The sequence below is a fragment of the Sphingomonas floccifaciens genome (assembly GCF_042681125.1).
Lineage (GTDB): Bacteria > Pseudomonadota > Alphaproteobacteria > Sphingomonadales > Sphingomonadaceae > Sphingomonas > Sphingomonas floccifaciens.
Map to the genome: position 1 here is coordinate 34636 of NZ_JBHUFC010000016.1, position 7164 is coordinate 41799.

Consider the following 7164-nt stretch of genomic DNA (forward strand, 5'->3'; position numbering starts at 1 on the left):
TATCCGGGTGGCATGGGCGCAGACGCTGCCGCAGGAAGGGCACGTGCTGTCTACGCTCCCCGCCTCCCCTGCTCTCTCGCTCCGCCGGCTCGTGCCGCGTCCGGACGATCTGCCCGTGCTCGCGCTCTATGCGTTCGGCTTCGTGCTCGCGCATCAACTGGCGTTCGCCTGGGGCGGCAGCGGCTATTATTCGCTGTGGTTTCCCGTCGCCGGGCTGCGGCTTGCGCTGCTGTGGCGGATGGGTGCGCGGCTGACGTTGGCGGTCGCGCTGATCGAACTGGGGATCGACCTGGTGACCGGCGCGGCGGTGCTGACGTCCGAAAGCTGGGGCCATGCGATCACCGGGGTCGTCCGGCCGGTCATCGCGTACGGCGTGGTCGTAGCGCTGGTCCGCAGGCTTAGCCGCGATGCGCAGCCGGGCAGTGCGCTGGCCACCGCGCCGATGCCGTTCGCGCTGGCGAGCGTCCTGGCACCGCTTGCCGCCGCGCTCGCTGCCGGGCCGCAGGCGTTCTGGCGCCCCGAGCTGACCGGTGTGGCCGACGCGCGCGAGATCATCCTGTCGCTCAGTGCCTTTGCCGTCGGCGACCTGCTGGGCGTCGTGCTCGTGGCGCCGCCGCTGTTATGGGCCGTCGACCGGCTGCGCGGCCACCCGACCGCGGCCCCCGCGCCTGCCCCGCCGCTGGCGACGATCGTCGAGGCGAGCCTGGTCTTCGCGACCGGCGCCGGCGTGTCGGGTGCGCTCGCCTGGGTCGGGCTCGGGCTGCAGCCGGCGCCGATCGCGGTCGCGATCGCCTGGCTTGGGCTGCGGCTCGGCCAGTCCGGCGCGCTTGCCGCGGTGTTGCTGGTCGCCGCGGTGCTCCTGCCGCTCACCGCGGGCGCAATGCCGACGCCCGAGCGGTTGCAGTTCCACCTCGGCCTCGCGACGATCGTCGCGGTCGGCTATCTCGCCGGCAGTTTCGCCGATGCCGCGGTGCGGGCGCGCGCCGACCTCAGCCGGCGCGACCGGTTGCTGTTCCAGGCCGACCGGCTGAAGACGCTGCGCGCGATGTCGGTCGCGGTGATCCACGAAATCTCGCAGCCGCTGTCCACGCTGGCGATCGAGGCGCGCCACCTGCGCACGCTGACCGCGGGCACCGACGACGACATCGCCGAGACCGTGGCGCTGATCGACCGCAAGGCCGGGCATCTCTCGACACTGGTCCGCCGGCTGCGCCGCTATGGCGGGCGTGCGGTCGACGAACCGACCCCGCTGCCGCTGAGCGCGCTGATCGACACCGTCACGGCGCTCGCCCGGCCCGAGACGGTGGCGGCCGGCGTGACGCTGCGGGTCGACCCCGTCCCCGCCGATGCCGTCGTGCTGGGGCAGGAGGTCGAACTGGCGCAGGCCGTCGTCAACCTGGTGCGCAACGCCGTCCAGGCCTGTGCCCGGGGCGGCGACGTCATGCTCGAGAGCCGGTGCGACGCCGGCGCCGCGATGCTGGTCGTCGTCAACCGCTGCGCCCCCGACGTCGCGCCGCAACCCGGCATGGGGGTCGGCACGCTGGTCGCGCGCGCGATCGTCGAGGCGCATGGCGGCACGCTTGCCCGACATGTCGACACGTCGGGCGTGGTCCGCGCCGAAATCACCCTGCCCCTGATGGAAGAGATCGCATGACCGACGCCACATCCGTCTTCGTGGTCGACGACGACCGTGATCTCGGCGCCAGCGTCGCGCGGCTGCTGCGGCGAAACGGGGTCGCGGCCGAACCGTTCCTCGACCCCGCCATGGTCATCGACGTGTACGAAGCCGGCATGGCGCAGTGTATCGTCACCGACGTGATGATGGGCGACATCGACGGCTTCGCCTTCGCCGACCGCATCCGCGCGCTCGATCCCGCCGTCGCGATCATCTTCATGACCGCCTGGCCGACGACCGCGAATGCGGTGGACTCGGTGCGGCGCTACGGCGGGCTCGACTATCTCGAAAAGCCGATCGACGAAGCCCGCCTGCTTGCCGCAATCCACGAAGGCGCCGCCTGGAGCCACACCCGCCGCGACGTCGCCCGCCGCACCGCAACGCTGACCCCGCGCGAACGCCAGGTGTTCGACCTGCTGGTTCAGGGGCACCCGAACAAGGTGGTCGCCGACCGGTTGGGCCTGTCGCCCAAGACGATCGAAGACCACCGCGCTGCAGTGATCGCGAAGACGGGCGCGAATGGGTTGGCGCAGTTGATTGCGTTGGCGGGGTAAATAAGGCGTCGGCTGAGCGTCGTTCTTGGTAAATCGGCGGACTGTCGAGCAAGGGCGGTCGATAGGCGCCGACGACTTATGTCGACACGTCTAGCTGTCGAAGAGCGCTGGTTTGACGGGGTATCCTGCCGATACGGAAAGACACGGTAACTGAAAGCACGAGATTCGCCGCATCCCGGCGGCGAAAGGCGCGCTCCCCGCGGTCGGCTCGTGCTTTCGGTTACCCTATGTCCGGGATCGGGCGCCGATGGGCTCCGCATGACCACAGAGAAACTGAAAGCACGAGAATTTCCCGCACACGGTAACGGAAAGCACGTGTCACGAAGCGGGACTCTGGATGCATCTGCCGCCTACGCTGCCGCCGCCGCTTACCGGGAATGCCCGGTGAATGCCGCCTCGCCGTCGACCGACTGCGGGACACTGCGAACAGGGGATGCCGTGCATAAAGGAAAAGCCCGACACCAGGCCGGGCTTTTCAGGACTCTCGATAGAGGCCGTATAGCAACGATCCTCTAGCCGAATTCCAGTCACGTAGCAAGCAGAGCGCGTGTTTCGCGCCACGGATGTCTGCGTCCGCACGGAATCCCCCGGGGGGGATTTTGCCGAATGATGACTCACGCCTATGCGCCGGGGGCCGGCCACCGCCGGCTCGACGAACGATCGGCCGCGACCGACCAGCTTGCCCGCAGCTTCACCGGCCTGCCGCAGGACGTGACGCACCGTCAGGTCCTCACCATGTTCAAGCGCGCGGCCCCCTATCTCGGCATTCCCCCGCGCCTCGTGCATGCGATCGACACGCTGATGAGCTGGTCGCGTGCCGTCGATTGGATCGATGGACAGCGACCGATCGTGTTCCCGTCGAACGAGACGCTTGCCGGCAAGCTCGGCATCGGTGTGCGGCAGTTGCAGAAGATGCTGACCAGCGCGACCCGCTACGGGCTTATCACCCACCGCGACAGCGCCAACGGCAATCGCATCGGCGCGCGTGGCAAGGACGGGCGGCTGATCTATGCCTATGGCATCGATCTCAGCCCGCTCGGCGCGCGCTATGAGGAGTTTGTTCGCACAGCGAGCGAGGGCAGCGCTGCCGATGGTCGGATCGACGTCCTGCGCAAGCGGCTGACGGCCGCGCGGCGGCGCATCCGCAGTCTCGCCCAATTGGTCGAGGACGAGTGCATCGGCGGGATCGATGCAGAAACCGTCGTCGAGATCGCCCTGATGGCGACCCGGCAGATGCGAATGGTGCGGGACGAAGGGCTGCTAGGCGCCTGCGTTGAGCAGATCGAGGGGCGGGCCGAGACGTTGGGGCGAGCGGTTGCGGCTGCGCTGGAAGACCGCAACGCGTCGCAATATGAAAGGAAAGAGTCACCCTCGGACGACTCTGAGGACACCCTCATTACAACTACAAACCAATCCTCAACTGCTAAAGCAGATTACAGTAGTGGCTTTCCGAAAAGGAGTAGCGGGGCTGGATACGACGTTCGGGATGAAGAGCCGCAGACGGAGGTCGAAGCCGACCTGGCGCGATACGGCGTCGATCCGGACTTCGTCGCGTCAGTGACGCCCGAGTTCATCCTGTCCGAGCGGCCGACGTGGGGGACGCTCATCGCCACGGCCGAGCGGATCGTCGATCAGACGTCGATCCACCGGACCGTCTGGCAGGAAGCCTGCCGGCTGATGGGACAGAAGGGCGCGGCCGCTTCGGTGCTGGCGACGGCGCACAAGCATTTGCGCGGTGACGTCGATCGCCCCGGAGCTTATCTGCGCGGCATGAACAGGCATGCCGCCGCCGGCCTGCTCAACCTCGGTCGAACGTTCCACGGTCTAAAGGAGAGCGGCAGGATCGAGGGCATGCGCTCGCTTGCGACCGGTGCCGAACCGCGCGCCGTCGGCCAGATCGCGGCCGCTGCATTGCGGTTGGCTCGCGGCACCGGATCGGGGCGATTACTGTGAATGGAGATAGGGTAACTGAAAGCACGAACCTCCCGTCCGTCATCAATCGCTCCGGAAAGGGAAGCGACGCCAATTTTTATAAAATCGGTCGATCCTCGTGCTTTCAGTTACCCTATGTGGCGACGTGGATGCCAAGCCGCGCAGAGCTGCTATGATGGAGACGGTTCGTAATGGAGCGATGATGGCGAAGTCCCCTGCCCAGTCTCGGCGCATTTCGCTGTTCGACATGGACAGCCCGTTGCACGGCAAGGTCCGTGGCGAGCGCAGCATCATGGACTTCCCGTTCTTCTCGCTGTCGAAGAACGCGCATCTCGAACCGATCGAATATCAGCATGATGGCGTGACGATCCAGATCCGGCCGAGCGCGACGGGTGTCGCGACGATGTGGGACAAGGAAATCCTTCTCTACGTCGCGTCCCTGGTTGCCCAGGCGATCGCCGAGGGACAGGATGCGGACGCCGAAGTGACGTTCGCCGCGCACGACTTCTTCCGCATCACCGGTGTCCAGCGCCCGTCGACCCGCGACTATCGACGGTTCGCCGAGGCGCTCGAGCGGCTTCAGGGCACGCAGATCAAGACGAATATCGAAACCGGCTCGAAGATCGACCGCGGATGGTTTTCGTGGCTGTCGGAAGCCCAGGTCGAGTACGAGAAGATGGCGAACGGCGACGAGCTGCTCCGCTACGTCCGCGTACGCCCGTGCAACTGGCTCTACCGCGCGATCAAGCGCGACCAGCGCATCTACCATTACCACCATGATTATTTCCGGCTGAGCGCGATCGAGCGGCGGATGTACGAGATCGCGCACTGCTACTGCGAGAACGGCTCGATCGAGATCACGCTGGAGGACCTTCATCGCAAGATCGGATCGATGGGACCGGTGAAGCGGCTGAAGCAGCTGGTAAAGGCCATCGAGAGCGAGAACCGCCTGCCTGAGTATGACGTCGACCTGCTCGAAACCGTAAGCGGCGAACACACCGACACGATCGGCCGCCGGCGCAAGTCGGTGACGACGACCGTACGCATGCGCCCGCGCCAACGCGCGGTCGCAGCGCCGTTGCAGGCGGTGGCGTAGGAGCTTTTGCGTCTACGAATCGAGGCGCGCCACCTGCGGCCGGTGTAACGCTGGGCGCTAGCTGGAGCCGGATCCGCCGCAAGATCGCCCGTCGCTCCGCACCGCTGGCGCAGTTGATCGCATTGGCGGGGTAGCCGGAGCGTCCCGCCGACCATTCGCCTATGCCGCCTAATTGCTGATTCCGGATCCTTCCGACGTGTCCTCGCGAGGTGTGAGGAAAAAGGAGGGATGACGACATGACGCAGCAGCTTTCGGACGAGATTGCCAACCGCTTCACGCTCGCTGCGGCGGAACTGCTGCGGCATCCGCTCGATCCGGCGTTCGCACAGGATGCGCCGTCGACCGTCTTCTTGGCCGGCCGGCCGCTGACCCCGGCGACGCTTGCCCAAGTGTCGCTGATGGCCGTCGACAGCGACATGGACCTTGTCCATCTCGCTTTCGACGAGGGGCGGGAGCGGTTCGGCCCAACCGACATCAGCATCTTCTGCATCCGTTTCGGGGCGGTGTTTCGTTGGATCGGCTGTGCCCTCTGGGCGCCGCGGGACGGTGGGCCGATGATGATCATGCCGCCCGGGGTGAACGTCTGCTTCGCGCAGGATGGCAAGGCGTTGATTTCCTTTCCGACGCGACCAACGCGGGCACTAGGGGCCGGCATGAAGCGTGCTCGGCAACGGCTGCATCGTGCCGCCGGGGCAATGACCCACGAGCAACTCGAAACCGTCACCTATGCCAGTCTTGCAACCTGGGCATAGCGCCGCGCCGGAGGGATCCGGGGCGGCACGCTGCCCATGATCCATCAGGTTACGTCCCCGGTCCCTTGTCCGTCTCGAAGTTTGTGAGGGGATACATCATGCAGAATTTTCATGCCCGGTTCGACGATGGCCATGCCGAAAGCCTAGTCGACCATCTCGACATGTACCCCGATTACCGGGTCCTGCGGCGCCTGCCGCGGTGGCACGAGATATGGCTGCACCCCACGCCGACCGGTGGGCCGCATACGATGTTGGCGGTCGTCGATGCGGAAACGACCGGACTGGATCCCGACAGCGATGTGATGATCGAGCTTGCGGTCGTCCGGATGGGCCTCGACGGGGATGGCAATCTCGTCGAACTATCGGCTCCGCTGGGGATGATGGAAGATCCGGGCGGTCTCTTGTCGCCCGAGATCGAGGAACTGACGGGGATTTCCGCTTCGGAACTCCAGGGGCAGCGTTTCGACGACAGGATGTTTTCGCAAGCGATCGCGGGCGTCGACGTCATCGTCAGCCACAATGCGGCGTTCGACCGCGGATTCCTCACACGGCGCTTCGGCGATCTCGACCTTCCGTGGGCCTGTACGCTGGGTGACATGGACTGGAAGCGGCAGGGCCTGGAAGGTCGTGCACTCGGGCATCTGCTCGCCTCGGCCGGCTATTTCCTGGCGGGTGCGCACCGTGCCAGCGCCGACGCCTGGGCTCTGGCCTGCCTGTTGGCCCGGATCGCCGATGATGGCCGTGCCACCGCAGCGCATCTGGTCGAGCGTGCGCGCCGGCCGACATGGCGATTGTTCGCACACCATGCGCCGATGGCGATGAAGGACGTGTTGAGGCGTGCAGGATACCGCTGGGATGCCCGGCGTCGCCTCTGGTGGATCGACGGGGATAACGAACGGATCTCCGGCGAGAGCGTCTTCCTCCGCTCGCTCGGGCCATCGGTTCGGCCCGTCGTCGAACGGATTGACTGGCATGGCCGCTACCGGCGCTGACGCAAGAAGCCGCTTCGCCTTCGCACCGAGTGATGGGCTCTCCAACGTTCCTTTTCTGAACTGCCCTCATGGGAAGTGAGGAAAAAAAGGAAGGATGACAGAAGATGACGCACCAATCCGCCGACGAAATCGTCCACCGCTTCACCCTCGCGGCTGCGGACCT

The 7164-nt window shown here is 66.3% G+C and carries 6 protein-coding genes; all 6 read left to right on the forward strand.

The annotated features are described in order from the left end of the window. The first annotated feature begins 43 nt into the window (after positions 1–43). The 6 genes from ACFSC3_RS17070 to ACFSC3_RS17095 all read left to right on the forward strand — a co-directional run bounded on the left by ACFSC3_RS17070 (position 44) and on the right by ACFSC3_RS17095 (position 7001). Positions 44–1654 (forward strand): sensor histidine kinase, encoded by a 1611-nt coding sequence (locus ACFSC3_RS17070; RefSeq protein ID WP_380941548.1) that lies wholly within the window; start codon positions 44–46, stop codon positions 1652–1654. Beyond that, positions 1651–2229, forward strand: a complete 579-nt coding sequence (locus tag ACFSC3_RS17075; RefSeq protein WP_380941549.1) for a response regulator transcription factor — start codon at positions 1651–1653, stop codon at positions 2227–2229. The genes ACFSC3_RS17070 and ACFSC3_RS17075 overlap by 4 nt, the downstream gene beginning before the upstream one ends. 606 nt (positions 2230–2835) lie before the next feature. Further along, complete coding sequence (gene repC / locus ACFSC3_RS17080; RefSeq protein WP_380941550.1) at positions 2836–4182, forward strand: plasmid replication protein RepC; 1347 nt, start codon at positions 2836–2838, stop codon at positions 4180–4182. A 181-nt stretch (positions 4183–4363) separates the two neighbouring features. Continuing rightward, entirely contained in the window at positions 4364–5257 is an 894-nt protein-coding gene (locus ACFSC3_RS17085; protein ID WP_380941551.1) for a replication initiator protein A, read from the forward strand. Between the two features lie 236 nt (positions 5258–5493). Beyond that, a complete protein-coding gene (locus ACFSC3_RS17090; RefSeq protein ID WP_380941552.1) occupies positions 5494–6009 on the forward strand; it encodes a hypothetical protein in 516 nt (171 codons plus the stop codon). 98 nt (positions 6010–6107) lie between these two features. Further along, positions 6108–7001, forward strand: coding sequence for a 3'-5' exonuclease (locus ACFSC3_RS17095; RefSeq protein WP_380941553.1), 894 nt, complete (start codon positions 6108–6110; stop codon positions 6999–7001). The last annotated feature ends 163 nt before the right edge of the window (positions 7002–7164 follow it).

Excerpts from the sequence above, each read along its gene's own strand:
- ACFSC3_RS17085 (WP_380941551.1), top strand. The coding sequence starts at position 4,364 with ATGGCGAAGTCCCCTGCCCAGTCTCGGCGCATTTCGCTGTTCGACATG.
- ACFSC3_RS17095 (WP_380941553.1), top strand. The coding sequence starts at position 6,108 with ATGCAGAATTTTCATGCCCGGTTCGACGATGGCCATGCCGAAAGCCTA.
- ACFSC3_RS17075 (WP_380941549.1), top strand. The coding sequence starts at position 1,651 with ATGACCGACGCCACATCCGTCTTCGTGGTCGACGACGACCGTGATCTC.
- repC (WP_380941550.1), top strand. The coding sequence starts at position 2,836 with ATGATGACTCACGCCTATGCGCCGGGGGCCGGCCACCGCCGGCTCGAC.
- ACFSC3_RS17090 (WP_380941552.1), top strand. The coding sequence starts at position 5,494 with ATGACGCAGCAGCTTTCGGACGAGATTGCCAACCGCTTCACGCTCGCT.